This is a genomic window from Pseudomonas sp. LB3P81 (genome assembly GCF_054897965.1).
The window spans coordinates 69,469-87,812 of the sequence record NZ_JBUBVG010000001.1 but is presented as its reverse complement, the minus strand read 5'-3'; the positions used below and the strand labels follow the sequence as shown (position 1 = coordinate 87,812).

General features: G+C 58.3%; 22 protein-coding genes and 1 pseudogene. 13 read left to right on the top strand and 10 right to left on the bottom strand.

The annotated features are described in order from the left end of the window. Positions 1–14 precede the first annotated feature (14 nt). From ACYZTL_RS00500 to ACYZTL_RS00485, 4 genes are all read left to right on the top strand, one after another. Complete coding sequence (locus ACYZTL_RS00500) at positions 15–500, top strand: Hcp family type VI secretion system effector (RefSeq protein ID WP_461950092.1); 486 nt, start codon at positions 15–17, stop codon at positions 498–500. Beyond that, entirely contained in the window at positions 497–1,969 is a 1,473-nt protein-coding gene (locus ACYZTL_RS00495; RefSeq protein ID WP_461950091.1) for a hypothetical protein, read from the top strand. Before ACYZTL_RS00500 ends, ACYZTL_RS00495 begins: the two co-directional genes overlap by 4 nt. Further along, positions 1,966–2,352 carry a hypothetical protein gene (locus ACYZTL_RS00490; RefSeq protein WP_461950090.1) on the top strand — a complete coding sequence of 129 codons (387 nt, stop codon included), beginning with the start codon at positions 1,966–1,968 and terminating at the stop codon, positions 2,350–2,352. Before ACYZTL_RS00495 ends, ACYZTL_RS00490 begins: the two co-directional genes overlap by 4 nt. Before the next feature lie 128 nt (positions 2,353–2,480). Beyond that, positions 2,481–2,867 carry a hypothetical protein gene (locus ACYZTL_RS00485; protein WP_461950089.1) on the top strand — a complete coding sequence of 129 codons (387 nt, stop codon included), beginning with the start codon at positions 2,481–2,483 and terminating at the stop codon, positions 2,865–2,867. Between the two features lie 34 nt (positions 2,868–2,901). Here the strand turns inward: ACYZTL_RS00485 and ACYZTL_RS00480 are convergent, their stop codons facing one another. From ACYZTL_RS00480 to ACYZTL_RS00465, 4 genes are all read right to left on the bottom strand, one after another. Beyond that, positions 2,902–3,861, bottom strand: a complete 960-nt coding sequence (locus tag ACYZTL_RS00480) for an AraC family transcriptional regulator (RefSeq protein ID WP_461950088.1) — start codon at positions 3,859–3,861, stop codon at positions 2,902–2,904. 134 nt (positions 3,862–3,995) lie between these two features. After that, the gene (gene catA, locus ACYZTL_RS00475) at positions 3,996–4,925 is read right to left on the bottom strand and encodes a catechol 1,2-dioxygenase (protein WP_461950087.1); all 930 of its coding nucleotides are present in this window, start codon (positions 4,923–4,925) and stop codon (positions 3,996–3,998) included. A 51-nt stretch (positions 4,926–4,976) separates the two neighbouring features. Continuing rightward, entirely contained in the window at positions 4,977–5,267 is a 291-nt protein-coding gene (gene catC / locus ACYZTL_RS00470) for a muconolactone Delta-isomerase (protein ID WP_461950086.1), read from the bottom strand. A gap of 10 nt (positions 5,268–5,277) precedes the next feature. Then, a complete protein-coding gene (locus ACYZTL_RS00465) occupies positions 5,278–6,426 on the bottom strand; it encodes a muconate cycloisomerase family protein (RefSeq protein ID WP_461950085.1) in 1,149 nt (382 codons plus the stop codon). Positions 6,427–6,553: 127 nt separating this feature from the next. On the opposite strand from ACYZTL_RS00465, the gene ACYZTL_RS00460 reads away from it, so the two are divergent. Continuing rightward, positions 6,554–7,438 (top strand): LysR family transcriptional regulator, encoded by an 885-nt coding sequence (locus tag ACYZTL_RS00460; RefSeq protein ID WP_414879059.1) that lies wholly within the window; start codon positions 6,554–6,556, stop codon positions 7,436–7,438. 187 nt (positions 7,439–7,625) lie between these two features. On the opposite strand, the gene ACYZTL_RS00455 is transcribed toward ACYZTL_RS00460, so the two are convergent. Beyond that, positions 7,626–8,525, bottom strand: a complete 900-nt coding sequence (locus tag ACYZTL_RS00455) for a polysaccharide deacetylase family protein (protein ID WP_461950084.1) — start codon at positions 8,523–8,525, stop codon at positions 7,626–7,628. Positions 8,526–8,625: 100 nt separating this feature from the next. Beyond that, positions 8,626–9,185, bottom strand: a pseudogene (locus tag ACYZTL_RS00450) (type 2 periplasmic-binding domain-containing protein). A 296-nt stretch (positions 9,186–9,481) separates the two neighbouring features. Between ACYZTL_RS00450 and ACYZTL_RS00445 the strand changes: the two are divergent. From ACYZTL_RS00445 to ACYZTL_RS00420, 6 genes are all read left to right on the top strand, one after another. After that, complete coding sequence (locus tag ACYZTL_RS00445; protein ID WP_461950083.1) at positions 9,482–10,468, top strand: aliphatic sulfonate ABC transporter substrate-binding protein; 987 nt, start codon at positions 9,482–9,484, stop codon at positions 10,466–10,468. 136 nt (positions 10,469–10,604) lie between these two features. Next, positions 10,605–11,447, top strand: coding sequence for an ABC transporter permease (locus ACYZTL_RS00440; RefSeq protein ID WP_461950082.1), 843 nt, complete (start codon positions 10,605–10,607; stop codon positions 11,445–11,447). Positions 11,448–11,450: 3 nt separating this feature from the next. Continuing rightward, positions 11,451–12,164: an ABC transporter ATP-binding protein gene (locus ACYZTL_RS00435; RefSeq protein ID WP_461950081.1), complete on the top strand. Its 714-nt coding sequence runs from the start codon at positions 11,451–11,453 to the stop codon at positions 12,162–12,164. A 40-nt stretch (positions 12,165–12,204) separates the two neighbouring features. Beyond that, complete coding sequence (locus tag ACYZTL_RS00430; protein WP_461950080.1) at positions 12,205–12,885, top strand: SOS response-associated peptidase; 681 nt, start codon at positions 12,205–12,207, stop codon at positions 12,883–12,885. A 274-nt stretch (positions 12,886–13,159) separates the two neighbouring features. Further along, on the top strand, positions 13,160–13,432 hold the full coding sequence (locus ACYZTL_RS00425; RefSeq protein WP_461950079.1) for a hypothetical protein: 273 nt from the start codon (positions 13,160–13,162) through the stop codon (positions 13,430–13,432). A 192-nt stretch (positions 13,433–13,624) separates the two neighbouring features. Continuing rightward, complete coding sequence (locus tag ACYZTL_RS00420; protein WP_461950078.1) at positions 13,625–13,852, top strand: DUF6555 family protein; 228 nt, start codon at positions 13,625–13,627, stop codon at positions 13,850–13,852. A gap of 93 nt (positions 13,853–13,945) precedes the next feature. Here the strand turns inward: ACYZTL_RS00420 and ACYZTL_RS00415 are convergent, their stop codons facing one another. The 3 genes from ACYZTL_RS00415 to ACYZTL_RS00405 all read right to left on the bottom strand — a co-directional run bounded on the left by ACYZTL_RS00415 (position 13,946) and on the right by ACYZTL_RS00405 (position 15,182). After that, positions 13,946–14,107, bottom strand: a complete 162-nt coding sequence (locus tag ACYZTL_RS00415; protein ID WP_461950077.1) for a hypothetical protein — start codon at positions 14,105–14,107, stop codon at positions 13,946–13,948. Between the two features lie 65 nt (positions 14,108–14,172). Further along, positions 14,173–14,484, bottom strand: coding sequence for an AzlD domain-containing protein (locus ACYZTL_RS00410; RefSeq protein WP_178129422.1), 312 nt, complete (start codon positions 14,482–14,484; stop codon positions 14,173–14,175). Continuing rightward, positions 14,484–15,182: an AzlC family ABC transporter permease gene (locus tag ACYZTL_RS00405; RefSeq protein WP_084321536.1), complete on the bottom strand. Its 699-nt coding sequence runs from the start codon at positions 15,180–15,182 to the stop codon at positions 14,484–14,486. The genes ACYZTL_RS00410 and ACYZTL_RS00405 overlap by 1 nt, the downstream gene beginning before the upstream one ends. A 196-nt stretch (positions 15,183–15,378) precedes the next feature. On the opposite strand from ACYZTL_RS00405, the gene ACYZTL_RS00400 reads away from it, so the two are divergent. Together ACYZTL_RS00400 and ACYZTL_RS00395 are read left to right on the top strand one after the other, a co-directional pair. Then, positions 15,379–15,753 (top strand): DUF2784 domain-containing protein, encoded by a 375-nt coding sequence (locus ACYZTL_RS00400; RefSeq protein ID WP_461950076.1) that lies wholly within the window; start codon positions 15,379–15,381, stop codon positions 15,751–15,753. A gap of 22 nt (positions 15,754–15,775) precedes the next feature. Further along, positions 15,776–16,693: a LysR family transcriptional regulator gene (locus ACYZTL_RS00395; protein ID WP_461950075.1), complete on the top strand. Its 918-nt coding sequence runs from the start codon at positions 15,776–15,778 to the stop codon at positions 16,691–16,693. A gap of 10 nt (positions 16,694–16,703) precedes the next feature. On the opposite strand, the gene ACYZTL_RS00390 is transcribed toward ACYZTL_RS00395, so the two are convergent. Beyond that, positions 16,704–18,281: a sensor domain-containing diguanylate cyclase gene (locus ACYZTL_RS00390; protein ID WP_461950074.1), complete on the bottom strand. Its 1,578-nt coding sequence runs from the start codon at positions 18,279–18,281 to the stop codon at positions 16,704–16,706. Between the last annotated feature and the right edge of the window lie 63 nt (positions 18,282–18,344).

Sequence of the window (18,344 nt, the reverse complement as noted above, 5' to 3'; positions counted from 1 at the left end):
AAGGAGTGGTTTCTATGGCTAATCACGGTTACATGACCATAAACGGTAAAGCCCAAGGATTGATTTCAGCGGGCTGTTCAACTCAGGACTCTATAGGCAACAAGTACCAGGCGGCGCATACGGATGAAATCATGGTGCTGTCTTATAGCCACAACATCACCACTATCGGGAACATCAACAGGTCGACACACAGCCCGATCATCATCACGAAAGCCGTCGACAAATCATCACCGCTACTCGCTCAAGCGCTTTCAAACAGAGAAGAAATAAACTGCACGATCAGTTTCTACCGCGTGTCGGCCTTTGGCATGCAGGAAAAGTTTTATACCGTTTCGATCAGTGGCGGGGTCATTGCCGACCTGACGCTTGAAATGCCTCATGCCATTTTGCAAAACGACGTTGAGCCCCAAGAGCACGTGGCTATTCGTTACCGCGACATTGCCTGGACCCACCACCTCGCAAAAACCGCCGGTTACAGTTCGTGGGGTGAAGAGGGATGAATCCGGATCGTCATGAGCTCTGGGACGTTAACAGCGCTGCGAGCAAACTGGTGGGACAAGCCCGCACCCTTGGCACTCGTCATCTTGCACACGGTATGGCGCGGGAACAGTTCAATCGGGAAGTCGCCTATTATGCGAAGCGCATTGCCGATGACGTTGCACAAGGTCAAAAAACGCCGGTGCAAGGCGTACACGCCCTTCTGCAAGAACAACGCGACCTGCTCATCCAATCGCAGGCCTTGACGCGAAAAGCTCAGGGCGCGATCACTGAACGGGTTAAAAGAATCCCGACCTCAACGCTAACACAGCCTTCATTAAAACCTGACCCGGAACGCTTACTGCGCTTTGTCCACGCGCAAAACCTCAAGTCGACTACTGCGAATTCGCCCGACGCATTGAAGGCAGCCTCGTCGCCGCATCCAGTTCCGGACTTGAAGTTTTTTCCTCAAGAGCGATGGCCAGCGGAAGTCCCACAAGAAGAACCCGGTTTCTACGTCGTTCCCAGAAGTACGACGGCTGACAAACTGGAAGCCCAGCTTTTCACTTCAGCCTCCCCCGCCGTCATCGCCAAATTCAAGGCTCTGAATCCGAATCTGGATCAGGTAAAAGCCGGGACGATGATTGTTCTAAGTGATCCGAACAATCACCTCTGTACTTACGAAGACGCGTTGTTGATGCAAGCGGCAGGTAATGTAAATAGAGCCTTGGAGCCTCTCAGTTCGGAAGAAGCCGATTTCATGGCTCGTCACTATGACGAAATTGCGTTCCTGATTTCCAAGGGGTCACTCGGCGCAAGCGCCGGGCTGGCCATGTTTTCGAAGAACCTGGATGACGTGGATATCATTCTGCGTGACATCGAAAGTTTGCATACACGGACCTTTCAAGCCAATGGTCACCTGAAGTCCCCCGAGTTTTACGCCGAACGCAAACAACTGCTGACTCAGTTGGATGCCCAGCTCACCAAATTTACAAAAAAGAGCATCGGCTTTCCGGATCACCCCAATCTGAAAAGCGTATTGGGGATATCGACTAAAAGCCTTGTTCATCGCTGGAGAAAAGCAGGGGCTATTGGGCAGATTCCTGGTTATGCCACGCACATCGATGCTGTTTCCAAAGCGGCGAAGTACGTCAAATATGGTGGTTGGGTTGGTACAGCAGTGGGTGGTGGAGCGTCAGTAATCAAGGTTCAGGGTGTTTGTGCAGAAGGGAATGTGGAGGCCTGTGAGAAGGTGAAATTTACAGAAACTGGAAGTTTTGCGGGCGGGGTCGCGGGCGGCGCTCTTGCTGGTTTGTATTTGAGTGGCCCTACCGCTGGTGTTATTTGTGCAGCTCTCGGGGTACCTACTGGCGGTGCAGGAACATTTGCATGCGGCCTTGTACTAATCGGAGTTAGCTCCTTGGCCGCCGGGGAAATTGGAGGAAAGACCGGCGAATTCATAGGAGATCAGATTTACGAGGTCATCAAATGAGCCTGAGTTCTGGTGACACAATATTTCTTGTCATTGGTTTGATCGACTTTGTTGGCGCATTTATATCAATCGGCATATCACTTCACCTAGCCTACACAAAAATGGATGTGATGCTAAACCACCTGCAAAATTGCCCTGCGGTTATGATTCGAGCACCGTTAAGAAACGCTGGGGCTTGGGGAAATATGTTGTTACTGGGGGCCATAATGGGGGTAATGACTACACCTCAGATTTATTTACGCGATGGCGGTGCCAACGCAGAGGACCTGAAGAACTTTCCTGCGAGCCTCAAACGAAAACTAATTATTTTGCAGTGGACCGGCTGGGGACTTTTACTCGTAATGCTTGGGCTTTTCGCGGTTATCAAACTCGAACTTGTCTAAACAACACCTAGCTCCTTAGCGTACTTTCAATGCGGATCGACGGGTAAACCAGTTGCGGGCCGACCCGTTGAATCTAGCTTTAAATTAATTTACGCATTAAACATCGAAGACATTTACGAGATTATTAAGTGAGCCTTAATACAGCTGAAAAAATATACTTGGTTATAGGCTTAATCAACTTCGGAGGAGGATTTATATTTGTCGGAACATCACTTTTTCTCGCCTACACCAAAATGGATTTTATGTTGAACCATCTGAAGAACTGCCGTGCAGTTACTAGTAGTGCATTCTTGAGAAACGGTGGCCCTTGGGGGAATTTATCTTTGATGGGAGAAATAATGTGCGTATTCGCTACGCCTCGGCTCGCTCTACGTTACGGAGGCGCCAGTACAGATGATATGAAGAACTTCCCTGCGGGCCTGAGAAGAATTTTGATCACCTTGTATTGGCTCGGCTGGACATTTTTTATCGTGATGTGCGCCCTCGTCGGAGTCGCTGAACTCGGACTGATATGAAATTTCCTGTCTCGGAAATACCTTTTCAGACGAATTAATCCCGCCGCTTCAACGTATCCGAAGGCAACTCCCCAAACTGCTTGCGATAATTCTCCGAAAACCGCCCCAAATGCAGAAACCCATAATCCATCGCCACTTCCGTGACGTTACGCACGTTGCAGGTCGGATCGCTCAGGCAGGCATGGATACGTTCAAGGCGTTTCTGCCGAATGTAGTTTTTCGGCGTGGTGCCGGCGTTGCGTTCAAACAAGCCATACAACGAACGCAGGCTCATCCGCGCCTGACGCGCCAGTTCTTCGCTGTCGATGTCCTGCTTGATGTGACGTGCGATGTAGTCGGCAATCACTTCGAACGTAGCGGTCTGTGATCCAAGGCTGATGCGGCTGACATTGGTCTGCATCAGGCTGAGCATCTTGCTGACGATGATCTGTGCGTAGTGTTCCTGCACCTTGGGAATCTGCTCGGTGGCCTCGGCTTCCTGGCAAATCATCGCCAGCAGACCGACAAAACCTTCCAGCTCATTGAGCTGATAACGGTTCTCCAGGAACCGCACGCCCTGCACCGGATACCGCCAGCGTTGCTCGTTGCAGACCGATTCCAGCAACGACGTCGGGATTTTGAGGATGAATTTTTCGCAATCGTCAGAGTACGTCAGGTCCACCGGATCGGCGGGGTTGATCAGCAGCAACTCACCGGGCGCGAAGTAATGCTCCTGACCGTGGCCGCGCCACAGGCAATTGCCGCGCAGCAACACTTGCAGGTGATAGATGCTTTCCAGCGCGCCGGAGGTGACGCGGACACTGCCGCCGTAGCTGATGCGGCACAGGTCGAGGCTGGCGAACTTGCGGTGATTGAGGCTGGCCAGCGGTCGTCCGACGTGTGGCATCAGGATGCAGTGATTGCCGACATGCTGATTGACGTAGCCCGACACCGCGTATGGGTCGGCATGGTCGAATACGGAGCTGCGCTGACTTAACAGTTGCGCTTGCATCATCGGGTCACTCACGTTGTTCTTATGGGGTGCGTCGGGTGATTCTAAGGCAGTGCTTGCAACGGTGTGTCAGTGGACTGACATGTGGAATGTGCCGGCCTCTTCGCGAGCAGGCACGCTCCCACAGGGTTGCGCGATCAGTCCTCGAGTGCGCGAACCCGCTCGTGACGCTGCTGCTCTTCAGGCTGGGCGGACGACTGCAAGGTGAAATCGAATTCGATTTCGGCAAATCGACCGCTGACGCCGTACGCCGCTGCGCGTTGTTGATCCTCGCTGAAAGTAATTTTCGCGATCAACTCGTCACGGGTGGCGTAGGCGAAATCGTCGTGCAGGTATTGATCGCCATCTAGGTTGATCTGGGTGGTCAGGTGACGATGATCCGGTGCCGAGATGAAGAAGTGCACGTGCGCCGGGCGCTGGCCGTGACGCCCCAATTGATCGAGCAGTTGCTGGGTCGGACCGTCCGGTGGGCAACCGTAGCCTGACGGCACGATGCTGCGGAAACGGTAACGGCCTTCAGCGTCGGTGACGATGCGGCGACGCAGGTTGAACTCCGATTGCGTGGTATCGAAGTAGGAATAAGTGCCACCGGTGTTGGCATGCCATACATCCACCACGGCGCCGGCCAACGGTTCGCCGGCGGTATTGAACACGCGGCCCTGCATGAACAGCGTCACACCCGGATCGACGCCGTCATCCAGACGCGCTTCGCCTTGGGACAACGGTGCACCGGCCACGTACAGCGGCCCTTCGATGGTCCGCGGCGTGCCGCCAGCCTTGCCGGCCTGCTCGTCTTCGGCGTCCATCAGCAGGTCCAGGTAATGTTCCAGACCGAGCCCGGCCACCACCAGGCCCGCTTCCTGGCGTGCACCCAGCACGTTGAGGTAGTTGACGGCTTTCCAGAATTCTTCCGGGGTCACGGCGAAGTCTTCGATGATGTTCACCGAGTCGCACAGGATGCGGTAGACCAGGGCTTTGGTCCGTGGATCGCCGGCGTCATTGTGCAGGCCGCTGGCCTCTTCAAGAAATTTCTGGGCGCTGGCAGTGTGGGAAATCTTGACGTTCATGGTGGTTCCTCATCTTGTAATTATTAGCTTGGCGAACTGAACAGGCTGGGTTCAGCGGTCATCCTCGCGGATGGAAGAAGGATGCCGGCACATCGCGGTGACCTCGATCGCCATGTACGGGTACAGCGGCAATTGCATCAGCAGGTCGTGCAGCTCTTGAACGCTGTCGACATCGAACATGCTGTAATTGGCATACAGCCCGGCGATGCGCCACAGGTGACGCCACTTGCCTTGTTCTTGCAGGCGCTGAGCGAGGGCCTTTTCGTCAGCCTTCAATTTGGCGGCTGCTTCAGGATTCATGTCGACCGGCAGGTTCACGGTCATTTTTACGTGGAACAACATAATGCTCTCCTCAGGCTAGATGAATGGCAGTAGAGGTGTTGTCGCGACGGAAGAACGCCAGTCGCTCTTCATCGAGGGTCAGGCCCAGGCCCGGAGTTTTCGGCACGTGCAACTCGAAATCGCGATAGACCAGCGGCTCGCTGAGGATGTCTTCGGTCAACAGCAGCGGGCCGAACAGTTCGGTGTCCCACGCCAGTTTGTTCAGCGTGACAAACGCATGGGCCGACGCCAGGGTGCCGATGCCGCCTTCGAGCATGGTGCCGCCGTACAGCCCAATGCCGGCCGCTTCGGCAATCGCGGCGGTTCGCAGCACGGCACGCGGGCCGCCGTTCTTGGCGATCTTCAGGGCGAACACCGAAGCCGCGCCTTCACGGGCCAGATTGAACGCGTCTTCCACACACTCGATGGATTCATCGGCCATGATCGGCGCCGGGCTCATCGCGTTGAGGCGCGCCATGCCGGCGCGGTTGTGGCGAGAGATAGGCTGTTCGATCAGGTCGATGCCGTGGGTGCCGAGGATCCGGCAGGCGCGCAACGCGACCGCTTCGTCCCAGGCCTGATTGACATCGACTCGCACGCTGGCGCGATCGCCCAGGGCTTTCTTGATCGCGATGACGTGGGCCAGGTCGCGGTTGACTTCGCCGGCACCGATTTTCAGTTTGAAGATGCGATGGCGACGCAGGTCGAGCATTTTTTCCGCTTCGGCGATGTCCTTGTCGGTGTCGCCACTGGCCAGGGTCCAGGCCACCGGCAGTGCATCGCGAACCCGTCCGCCCAGCAGTTCGCTGACCGGCAGGCCGAGGCGTTTGCCCTGGGCGTCGAGCAATGCGGTTTCGATACCTGACTTGGCGAAGGTGTTGCCACGGATGCTGCGTTCCAGGCGCAACATCGCCGCGTTCACGTTGGCGCTGTCCTGACCGAGCAACAGCGGCGCGAAGTGTCGGTCGATGTTGGTCTTGATGCTGTCCGGGCTTTCGTTGCCGTAAGCCAGGCCACCGATGGTGGTGGATTCGCCAATGCCTTCAATGCCATCGGCGCAACGCACGCGAATGATCACCAGGGTCTGGTTCTGCATGGTGTGCATCGCCAGCTTGTGCGGGCGGATGGTCGGCAGATCGACGATGATCGTCTCGATCGATTCAATGGCAGTTGCAAGCATGTCGATACCCGTCAGGTTCTTAAAGTTCTGGAACCGATTCTGGTACGGCTTTTTTCGGGAAGCCAATATAGAATTGGTCTGGCTTGATACCTTAAAGGTATGCAACCGATGTAATAGCGGAGGCCCCATGGAACTGCGTCACCTGCGGTATTTTCAGGTGTTGGCTCAAACCCTCAACTTCACCCGCGCCGCTGAATTGCTGCATATCGCACAGCCGCCGCTGAGCCGGCAGATTCAGCAACTGGAAGACGAACTCGGGGTGTTGTTGCTGGAACGCGGGAGGCCGCTGAAGCTGACCGACGCCGGGCGGTTTTTCCATGAGCACTCCACCGCCCTGCTCGAGCAACTGGGCAAGGTCTGCGACAACACGCGACGGATCGGTCTGGGGGAAAAGACCTGGCTGGGGATTGGTTTTGCGCCGTCGACGCTCTATGGCGTGCTGCCGGAATTGATCCGTCGTTTGCGCAGCGGCGAACCGCTGGAGCTTGAACTCGGGCTCTCGGAAATGACCACGCTGCAACAAGTGCAGGCGCTCAAGGCCGGACGCATCGATATCGGTTTCGGGCGGATCCGCATCGACGACCCGGCCATTATCCAGACGGTGCTGACCGAAGACCGGCTGGTTGCCGCCCTCCCCGCCGGCCACCCGTTACTGGCCGGGCCGATCAGCCTCCGCGACCTGGCGAAGGAGCCCTTCGTGCTGTACCCCGGCAACCCGCGCCCCAGTTATGCCGACCATGTGATCGCGTTATTTGAATCCTATGGCGTGAGCATCCACGTGGCGCAATGGACCAACGAACTGCAAACCGCCATCGGCCTGGTGGGTGCAGGAATCGGCGTCACCCTGGTGCCGGCCTCGGTGCAATTGCTGCACCGCGACGACATCGGCTTCACACCGCTGCTGGAAGACAACGCGACCTCGCCGATCATCCTCAGCCGGCGCGTGGGCGATGTGTCGCCGGGGTTGAATCATTGTTTGCGGATGATTGATGAATTGCTGCCGCGGGATTAAAGCGATTGGGCGAGCAATGGGCAAACTGTGGCGAGGGAGTTCGCTCCCGCTGGGCTGCGAAGCGGCCCCAAAATGACTGCAATTGCAGTGATTCAGAGGTACCGCTGACAGTTGATAGGCTGCTGCGCATCCCAGCGGGAGCAAGCTCCCTCGCCACAGGTTCTGTGTGATCCCGCGCCGGCGAACATCAGTGCGCATCACCCTCCCAAATCCAGTTCCAGATCCCCGGCAATTTCACCGGTTGTGAACTGTCACGAACAGTGCGCGCCATGGCCGCCCGTTGCAGCGCCGCCTGATCGTCATAAAACGGCTTCTGCGCCGTTTTCAAGCCGGTCGCCTGTGCGCTATCAAGCAGGATTTGCAGGTACTCGCGGGCATGCCGGGCGGTGTAGCGATTGAGGTCGTGGAAGGTCACCACCACCGGGATCACCCCGTCCACGGTTGGCAGCTCACCCAGCGCGATGCGCTCGCGCACTTCCGACAGCTGCCGCAGCATGTTGGCCCGCCGCCGGGGACTGGCGTTGAAGCCCCAGATCTTGCCGTCGTTGGCGCTCAGGTCGGTCAGCAACACGTGCAAGCCATGCCGTTGATAGGCCGCGAAGACTCGTTTGTCATAGTTCCAGAATGGCGGACGCACCAGGGTCGGCGGCGCTCCGGTGATCGCGGCAATGTCGGCACTGCCTTTGGTCAGTGACTGCTCCAGTTCTTCCGGGCTCAGGGACCGGTGATTGGTGTGCCAGTGAGTGGCCGTGTGGAAACCCAGTATCTGCCCGTCGGCATGTTCGCGGCGCATGACCTCGCGGCCGATGTCGCTGTCGCCCGCCCGTGGCGCCCCGGTCTGCACGAAGAACACCGCCTTGAGGTTCGGTTGCACCGGGTTCGTGGCCAGGCTGTCGAGAATCGTCATCGTCGGATTCCAGAAACTCGACGCGCTGGGACCATCATCGAAAGTCAGCAGAAAACGGATCGGCGGTTGCGTGCGCAGACGCTGTTCGGTCTGTGGCGTCATTTCGATGGGAGCAGCGATGCAACCCACCAGCCCGACGGCAATGGCGAGTGCGCAGAGAACCTTGAACAGCTGTTTCATGTTGTGCCCTGGGCCAGACCGTTGAGCCCGCACAAGTGTGCGGGCGCGGGTTGGATCAGGGTACACAGTGTTTGGTTCCGGTGCTGCCGTGCCTCGTCGGTTACTGGGCCAATGCCTGCTGGAACGAGCTGTCGATGATCGGCGCGGTCGCCAGTGCCGAGGGCAGCGCCTTGACCTTGAACAGGAAGTCCGCCGTGCCCTGCAAATCCTTGGCCGCTTGCGCGTCTACCGGGCCGACGGTCATGTGCGCCTGACGCAACCAGTGGCGCGAAACGTTCTGGTCGAGATTGGCCTTCTTCGCCCACAGATCGGCGTACTCGTCGGTGTGGTTGTCGACCCAGGCCCGAGCCTTTTTCAGGCGCACCAGAAAGTCGGCGATGGCCTCGCGTTTGCTGGAAACAGGAAACCCGAATCACCGAGAAAGCCCAGGTCCAGCGCGCCGGTGTTCAACGCTTCGGCCAGCGGCGCGGCCGCCTGGAAGTGCTTCCAGTCGACGGTATACGACGCCCCTTCCAGCACACCGGACGCCTCCACCGAGGCGCGAACGTTGTAGTAGTTCTGATCACCGACGTGCAGGACGACGGGTTCGGCGGCGTAGGCCATTGGCGCGGCAAACAACGCGCTGGTCAGCAGACTGCGCACAAATCGGGACAGGTTCATCGAGGGCTCCTTGAGAGTGAACGCCATAGACCATAGCGCTCTTGCAAAGGGCTTTTTAAATTCTATTTATGCATAAGCTCATGACCGTCAGCCCACACTGTTTGCTCGGCAACAGTGACCCGACAGACTGTTTTCCTTGCAACACCTCTCGACGTCCCGTCCCGCGCCAAAGCCTTGAAAAAGCGGGATGTGCGCAACATGGCACAGAGCCTGCAATATTCCTTTTATGCAGGACGCATTCATAAAAAAATGAATTTTAGAAATAAGAAACTCAACGCCTTGCCGGAGCTGACCCCATGAAGTCCACCTTCCGTTTTCCCCAAGTCAGGAATCTGCTCAGCGCCTGCGCCCTGGCCTTGAGCCTGCAACCCACCGCGCAGGCCGCTGAAACGCCGCCGGCCGAGGTGCATCTGGATTACGCCTATTACTCGCCGGTCAGCCTGGTGCTTAAACACTTCGGCTTCCTCGAAAAAGCCCTGCCGCAGACTAAGGTCAGCTGGGTATTGAGTCAGGGCAGCAACCGTTCGCTGGAATACCTCAACAGCGGCGGCGTCGACTTCGCATCCTCCGCCAGCCTCGCCGCGGTGCTCAGCCGTGCCAATGGCAGCCCGATCAAATCGGTTTACGTCTACAGCCGCGCCGAATGGACCGCGCTAGTGGTACGCAAGGACTCGCCCTACAAGACTGTCGCCGACCTGAAAGGCAAGAAAATCGCGGCCACCAAAGGCACCGACCCGTACCTGTTCACGCTGCGCAGCCTGCAACAGGCCGGCCTGAGCAAGGACGATGTGGAACTGGTGCATTTGCAGCATCCGGACGGTCGCACCGCGCTGGAAAAAGGTGACGTAGACGCCTGGGCCGGCCTCGATCCGCACATGGCCGCGAGCCAGGTGCAAGCCGGTTCGCGCCTGCTGTATCGCAACACCCACTTCAACAGCTATGGCGTGGTCAGCGTCACCGACACCTATGCGAAAGAGCACCCGCAGACCATCGAAACCGTCCTGAAGGCGTACGAAAAGGCCCGCGACTGGGCGGTGAAAAATCCTGAGGAACTGGCGAAATTGCTCGCCACCGAGTCAGGTCTGCCGCTGGAAGTGGCCCAGCTGCAACTGTCGCGTACCGATCTGAGCAGTCCGCAATTGACCGCCAGGGACGTGATCGCGTCCAAGGCCGCCGCGCCGATTCTGGTGTCTGAAGAGCTGGTTCGTCGTGGGGTTAATGTCGATCAAGTCATCGATCAACTGATCGACACCGGCTTCAAGGAAACCGTGGCTCGTCAGTAAAAGCAAAAGATCGCAGCCTGCGGCAACTCCTACATGGGATATGCGTTTCCCTGTAGGAGCTGCCGCAGGCTGCGATCTTTTTGATTTTGTGCTGCAAACCGCGCCTGTCGCAGATTCGTCGTGACTGGAGAATTCCATGACCAGCAAAAGCAAACCCCTGCCCCTCGAATTGCCAACGCCGCATCGCGCCACGTTTTCCTTGAACAACGCCTGGCGTTTGCGCCTCAAGGGGCTCGCGCTGCCGGTGCTGATCATCCTGGTGCTGGAATTTATCGTACGCATCGGCTGGCTACCGTCCTACCAAATGCCCGCGCCCAGCGAAATCGCCCTGACGCTCAGAGACCTCGCCGAAGGAGCGCTGTGGAAACACATCAGCGCCAGCCTGTTGCGGGTGCTGCTGGGTTTCGCCATCGGTGCCAGCCTCGCGCTGGCATTTGCTGCCTGGATCGGTTTGAGCCGTGAAGCCGAAGCCTGGCTGGAGCCGACGTTCGCCGGCCTGCGTTCGATTCCGAGCCTGGCCTGGGTGCCGCTGTTGCTGCTGTGGCTGGGCATCGACGAAACCTCGAAAATCGTCCTGATCGCCATCGGCGCGTTCTTTCCGGTGTACCTCAACGGCGTCGCGGCCATTCGCGACATCGACCGCAAACTGGTGGAAGTCGGGCAGATGTATGGCTTCAGCCGGATACGTCTGGTCCGCCGGATTCTGCTGCCGGCCGCCCTGCCCGGCCTGTTCACCGGACTGCGCAGCGGCATGAGCCTGGCCTGGATGTTTCTGGTGGCCGCCGAGCTGATCGCCGCGACCAAAGGTTTGGGCTATCTGCTCAGTGACGGTCGTGAAACTTCACGCCCGGACATCGTGCTCGCGGCAATCATCGTGCTGGCGCTGCTGGGCAAACTCAGTGACGGCATTCTCGCGGGCCTGGAGAGACGCTTCCTGGCCTGGCGCGACACGTTCAACGGCCAACGTGCGGAGGATTGAGCCATGACCGACTACCTGCTGGACATTCGGGTCGAGCGTAAAACCTTCGCCACCACCACCGTGCTGCAAAATATTCACCTGCAATTGCAGCCCCGAGAAACCATCAGCCTGTTGGGCCCCAGCGGTTGCGGCAAAAGCACATTGCTGCGGATCGTCGCCGGACTGGAAAAGGACTTTCAGGGTGAACTCAACAGCAGCGGCGGTGAAGTCGCGTTCGTGTTCCAGGAACCGCGACTGATGCCGTGGCTGACGGTCGAGCAGAACATCGGCTTCAGCGCTGACAGCCGTTACGACAAGGCCTGGGTGACGCAACTGATCGAAGAAGTCGGCCTGACCGGGTTCGCACACGCCTTGCCCAAGGCACTTTCCGGCGGCATGGCGCAACGGGTCGCCATTGCCCGCGGCCTCTACTCGCGCCCCGATGTGCTGCTGCTCGACGAACCCTTCAGCGCGGTGGACGCCTTCACCCGGATGAAATTGCAAGACTTGCTGCTGCAACTGGCCGAGCGTCACGCCATCGCCCTGCTGCTGGTCACCCATGACGTCGATGAAGCGCTGTACCTCAGCGACCGGGTGTTGGTCATGGACAATCGCCCCAGCCGCATTCGCCAGGAACTGGCCGTGCAATTGGCGCATCCCCGTGACCGGCGCGATCCGCTGCTGGCGCAATTGAAAGCGTTGTCGTTGACCGAGTTGCAGCGAGCTCACGTGATTTGAGGCAAGACTATGCTGAAACCTCCAGCCGGAGGATTCGGTCATGTGCGGACGACTGTCGCAATACCGGGGCATCCACGACTTTGTCGCGGCACTGAGCATTCCCGACGCGCTGGTCAACCACGTCGGTGATGAGCCGTTGGCCCGCTACAACGCTGCGCCGACGAATCAACTGGCGTTGTTTCACCCGGAAAACGTTGGGCTTGTGGCCGACAAGGTACGTTGGGGCTGGCGGCCGCACTGGGCGAAGGATCGCGCGGCGCCGATCAATGCGCGCGTCGAAAAAGTCGCCCACGGCCCGTTCTTCCGCGCCATCTGGCCGCACCGCGCGATTGTGCCGATTGATAACTGGTTCGAATGGGTCGACGCAGGGGATTCGACCAGACAGCCCTGGCTCATCCGCCGACAGGACCGGGCGCCGATTTTCTGTGCCGCGATTGGCCGGTTTCCCACAGGTAGCGGGGAACCGCGAGACGACGACGGCTTCGTGATCATCACCGCAGACAGCGCCGGCGGCATGCTTGACGTTCATGACCGACGTCCGGTGGTGTTATCACCGGAACTGGCGCGCGAATGGCTCGATCCAGCCACCCCGCGAGAACGTGCCGAGCAGATGGCCTTGTTGCAAGGTGAAGGCAGCGAGGTTTTCGAGCGGTACAAGGTCGACAAAGCCGTCGGTAACGTCAGAAACCAGGGTGCATCGCTGATTGATGAGATCGCATGAAACTTGTCAATACCGGCAATAACTCAAGCGCAAATAACAGCTGTAAACACTGACAAGCAACTCAGACGTAACACGGAGTGTTTCAGCCAAGAAACACTTGTGGACATGTGGCATGCTTGATACCCCAACCACTTGTCTGACAATCCGACAGTCATACATACATTTAGAATGAGTACAGATAGCATGCGCGCCGCATTTCCAATGGCATAGGCCAGCAGACCAAAGAGTCAACAACGAAGGAAATCCCTAATACAACAAGCCTGCAGAGAACTAAATGCGCGACGATTTTCCAATTAATCAAATCGTGAGTCTGGAGTGCGTTTATCTATCGATGACAGAACACTATCGACTGGACTGTTTTATCGAGCAATACACAAAAACTCGAAACCTGCGATCAATTCCGGGGATTGACGGAGTCTTGCGTTCAACCCTCAAACACTATCCGGGCGAACCACCGGTGATGGTCAACGAGCTGAACGCCTGGATCGACAAGACCTTGGGCTATCGGGCCGCTCACCCCGATGTGTTGCAGCTGGACGACGCTTGAAACCACGCACGGAGACCCGTTTGGCAAAAGAACTGAACGAACCCGTCGTCGAACCACTCTGAACCGCTGAGGCTCGCTGAGCCTCATCCGTTTTCAGCCGTCTTATTTCTGCACGATGGTCGCCCCGCAGATCTCTCTGAATTTCCTGTTCGACGACTAAGCCAACGACTTGGCTGGCTTCACGAGAAATACATGAGCGAACTCGTTCCTTATGCCGTGCATTACATGTTTGACGGCGTGCGAAAGCACTTTTTCAAGCTGGCCGTGCATTTTTCTGATGTCGACGCCATTCATTCGGCGTCCGCGCATGCTTACCCGGAGTCCGGCCGAAAGATCGCCGCACACGCCACCCTCGAAACGGCACGCATCAAAGCGCAGCAATTGGGCATTACCCAGATTCGCTGGAACGTTTCGATTTGAATCTAAAATCAAAAAATCGCAGCCTCCGGCAGCTCCTACACCGAATCCAGTAGGAGCTGCCGGAGGCTGCGATCTCTTGATTTTGATCTTCGGTCAAGGCTTCAACGGGCGCTCCTGATCACGCTCTGAAAGCTCTTTGCCATCGTCGGGGTGCTTCCAGTCTGGCCTCGAACGTCTCTGCCGCTCGATCTCTTCTTCCGTCGGTTCATCCATGTCTTCATCATCCGGATCCGGACGCTTTTGTTCAGTTGCCATGCTCACCTCTCCTCCTAAGGGATCAGTCATCAACTTTAAGCGTAGATCAGTTTCGGGCACCCGGTTCAAAGCCACCAGCGCAGCAAAAAGAAAAACCCCATGCTCAACAGCATGCTAAGCAAAGTGTTCCGGGTGTACAGCACCAGCCCCACCGCCACCAGCGAACTGATCAGATACGGGTTGTCCCACTGCAGGTTCAGCTGTTTGTCCGGCATGAACACAATCGGCCCGCAAATCGCGGTCAGCATGCCCGGCACCGCAAAACCGAGAAATTGCCGGGCATTGCTGCTCAGGCGCACCGGCAGGCGCGGTTCGAGAAACACGTAGCGGTTGAGGAACACCAGAACCCCCATACCGACAATCACGGCCCAGACCATCATGTGCGTCCACCGTAGAATTTATTGCAGACAAAGCCCGCCGTCATGCCCGCCAGCCCCGACAAGACCAGCGCCGAACCCCATTGCCAATAGCTGAACAACACCGAGCAGAACAGCGACACCGCCACGCAGACCACGGTCGGTACGTTACGCACCACCGGAGTGATCAGGGCAATGAAGGTCGCTGCAATGGAGAAATCCAGTCCCAGATGTTCCAGCCCCGGAATGCTGCTGCCGAGCACAATGCCGGCGAGGGTGAAGAGGTTCCAGGCGATATAAAACGTCAGACCGACGCCGAGGGCATACCAGCGATTGAACTGCTGTTTGTCATGTTGGCTGGTCAGGGCGAACAGTTCGTCCGTGAGCAAAAAGCCCAACCCTGCACGCCAGCGCCCCGGCAATGGCGAAATCACCGAACGCATGCTCATCCCATAGAGCAAATGCTGGGAGGTCAGCAGCAACGTGGTCAGCAGAATCGAAAAGATCCCGGCGCCGCCCTTGAGCATGCCGATGGCCACCAGTTGTGCCGCACCGGCAAACACGATGCTCGACAGCCCCTGGCCTTGCAGCGGCGTGAGGTTGGCTTCGATGGCCATGGAACCGGCCAGCAATCCCCACGGCGCGGTCGCCAGGGACAACGGCATGATTGCCGCGGCACCGCGAAGAAAGGCGCTGCGCGGCAGGAGTGAATTGGACATAACGCTCTACAAACAGGGAAAGACGTCAAACTGTGCCAGCAGTTGCCGCCGATGGCTTGAACAATCTTGCGCACTGCTGCGAACTTCTACAACACCAGGCACAACGGCAGGATGCGCGCCGAGCTCGCTGATTTTCGTGATTAACGCCCGCGCCCGAGTACCATGGAGCGATCGCATAACGTGTCAGGGAGTCGACATGCTTTACCGAATCGCCGCCGACGGGCTGGTGCTGTTTCACCTGTTGTTCATTCTGTTCGTGCTGTTCGGCGGACTGCTGGTGCTTAAATGGCGCTGCCTGATCTGGTTGCACCTGCCGGCCGCCGCGTGGGGCGTGTGTGTGGAATTTTTCCATTTGTTCTGCCCGCTGACGGACTGGGAAAACCTCATGCGCCATGCGGCCGGGCAAACCGGCTATGGCGGCGGTTTTATTGAACATTACGTGTGGCCGGTCATTTACCCTGCGGGCCTGACACCCGCTATTCAACTGGGACTCGGCAGCGTGGTGCTGGCGTTCAACGTGCTGGTCTATCTTCGGTTAATCAGGCTGCGCAAGTTACGCCGGGCAGCCTGAAACATCCTCAGAGGAACTGCACATGTTGTCGATTGAAGACCTGGCCTTGCTGCAAGCCATTCGGGAAACCGGCAGCCTGTCACGAGCGGCGGCGCATCTGGGCAAGGCGCCGTCGACCGTGTCCTATGCGGCGCGGCAACTGGAAGAGCGTTTCGACGCGCTGCTGTTCGATCGACGCCGCTACCGCCTGCAGCTCACCCCCGCCGGGGAACTGCTGGTGAATGAAGCGGCGCGGCTGATGCAGGACGTCTCGCGCCTGACCCAACGGGTGCAGCAAGTGGCCAACGGTTGGGAGAGCCGGCTGTGGATCGTCACCGACGAACTGCTGGAGTTCGAAGCCTTGATCCCGGTGATTCACGAATTCGACGCGCTGCAATCCGGCGTACCGCTGCGCATCACCCAGGAAGTGTTGAAGGGTGTGTGGGAAGCCCTGCGCGAGGGCCGCGCGGACCTGATCATCGGCGCCACCAACGAACCGCCGGCGATCCCTTCCTTGCGCTGGATGCAGTTGGGGGAAATGGAATGGGTGTTTGCCGTCTCGCCCAGGCATCCGCTGGCCAAGGTTAAAGAACCGATTTCCCGAGCAACGGTGACGCAGCACCGGGCGATTGTCGTGGCGGATTCGTCCAGAGCCACCGAAGGCAGCACCTATGGCGTCTCCGGTGGGCAACCGGTGCTCGCCGTGCCGACCATGCGCGCAAAAATCCTCGCCCAGTGCGACGGTCTGGGCGTGGGTTGGCTGCCCAGGCATCGGGTTGGCTCGTTGCTGAAGAACGGCACGCTGGTCGAGAAACAGATGGCCGATCCGCGCGAGCCGAACATTCTGTACGCTGGCTGGCGCGGCGATCATGACGGCCGCGCCCTGGGCTGGTGGCTGGAAAAACTCAAGCAATCGTACCTGGCGACCAGACTGGTTCAGGGCAGCGACCGGTTCGTCTGAACCGGCGCGCTCAGTTGGCAATGACGCTCATGTTCCTGCCGCTGGCCTTGGCGGCATAGAGCGCCTTGTCCGCTACGCCAATCAGGTCGTCGGCCTGGACTTGTGAGGCCGGATCGTAAGCGGCGACGCCCAGGCTGACCGTCACCACGCCTTCCACGCCTACACTGTGGTGAATACCGGCGTGCAGCACCGCGCGACGGATTTTTTCCGCCACCAGAAACGCCCCGACATAGTCGGTCCCGGGCAGCACCACCGCAAACTCTTCGCCGCCGTAGCGAGCCGCCAGATCCCCGGGGCGCTGGATATTTTCGGTGATGATCGCACTGACTTTGCGCAAACACTCATCACCGGCCAAGTGACCGAAGTGGTCGTTGAACAGCTTGAAGTGATCGACATCAATCATCAGCAATGCGAGGCCGGTCAGGCTGCGTCTGGCACGGCCGATTTCCGAGTGGATGAACAAATCGAACTGACGCCGGTTGGACAGCCCCGTCAGCGCGTCCTCCAGGGCCAGCAATTCCAGGCTGCGATTGACCTCGATCAGTTTTTCCTGGGCATCCAGCAACTGCTCCTGGATGCGGTTCTGCTGCTTCATCAGATTGATGAGGCGATAACCCAGCACGCCGAGAAACCCCAGGAGCAACGCGACGATGCCCGCACTGAGCAAGGTTTCCTGACGCCAGCTGGCCAGGACTTCATCCTTGTCGAGCGCGGCGAAAACGATCAGCGGATACCCCTCGACCCGGCGAAACCCTACCACCCGCACAACGCCATCCACAACGGACTGGACCATTGCCGTCCCTGAGTTGCCCTTGGGCAACAACTGCTTGAACAACGGGCCGTTGGCGAGGCTGGTACCGATTTCCGCTTCGTTGAATGGCCGGCGCACGACAATGGTGGCGTTGTCGGCGATCAGGTTGATCACGCCGTTGCGGCCCATGTCGATGCTGTCGTACAGGGACAGAAAATGGTTGAGATAGATCGTCGCCAGCGCCACACCGGCAAAACTTCCATCGGCGTGATTGATTCTGCGCGACACCGTCATGATCCATTCGCCGCTAGATCGGCTTCTGATCGACGGACCGATGTGCGGCCCACGGTCGGGATGATCGCGATGGAAGATGAAATATTCACGGTCGGCGTTGTTCGCATCGGGTATGACTGCGCCGTTGGAATTGGCCATCCAGCGCCCCGTTTCGTCATAGACGAACATGCCGTGCAACTGTCTCAGTTCACTGCGCTGGGCGCTGAGCAAGCGCTCCAGATGAGGCAACCGGGCCGGGCTCAGGCCTTCGTTTTCAAGACGCTCCACCAGCGTAAACAGCAGCGTGTCAGCTTGCTTGATCGTCGCCTGCGCTTGCGAGGCCAGGGTCTGCGCAAGGTTGGACATCGCCACTTCCTTGTCATGCAGATGGTACTGGCGCGAATTCCAGGCTTCCCAGATCACGATGGCGATCAGGGACAGGCTCACGGCGACGAGCAGAACCACCGCGGAGCGGACCTTGAGCCTTGTCCCGGCCTGTTCGGCAACCAAGAGCACGCCGTGGCGGGATTGTTCGATTCGGTCTTTGACGGACGGATTTCCCATGTTGCTTCCTGAATCTCGATGAATGGCGACTGATCCAGTTCGCCTATTTATTATCACTGTGCC